This window comes from Bacillus sp. JJ783 (genome assembly GCF_036963225.1).
GTDB lineage: Bacteria > Bacillota > Bacilli > Bacillales > Bacillaceae_G > Bacillus_A > Bacillus_A cereus_U.
Genome location: NZ_JBALMG010000256.1, coordinates 1071 through 1627, shown reverse-complemented (window position 1 = coordinate 1627; position 557 = coordinate 1071). Strand labels below are relative to the sequence as shown.

Sequence of the window (557 nt, the reverse complement as noted above, 5' to 3'; positions counted from 1 at the left end):
TTTACTGCCCACAAATAGCAAGAAGCTAAATATATAGTAAAACCCCAGAAATCCAAAGATCTCTGGGGCTTCATTATATATTTAGCTCTTTTTGCTTTTTATTTTGTTTATATCTATAGAGCAATTTTCGACTTATGAGAGAAATCAGTAATAAGATCAGTACTAGTACGAAAAGTTGCATATATGATAAATTAAAATATTTAGCACCTGTAACAAGTAAAAGTGTAGAAATCGTACCTTTTACAATGAAAAAAATAATAATCCATAATCCGCCTTTTTTCCAGTTCATTTTTATTTTACCCTTTCCTACGTTTAAATTCTTGAAAAATTTAGTGATAGTTCTTGAATGTGACACCTTAATAGAAATCTATTATATTAATAAAAAAATAGACTTTTTCACAAAAATCATGTCCAATTACATGTGACGACTTCATAATAAATGAAAATGATATTCAGTGTCAATTTTATTGACTATTTGAATACCTATTTTTCATCTCAATCTCTTTCCAATTTGTTTCTTATAGGCAATGAATTCTTATCTTCAAACGAAAAACACC

General features: G+C 27.3%; 1 protein-coding gene. It reads right to left on the bottom strand.

Going from position 1 to position 557, the window contains the following annotated elements:
* Positions 1-73: 73 nt before the first annotated feature.
* A complete protein-coding gene (locus V7038_RS29245; protein ID WP_002110681.1) occupies positions 74-289 on the bottom strand; it encodes a hypothetical protein in 216 nt (71 codons plus the stop codon).
* Positions 290-557 lie beyond the last annotated feature (268 nt).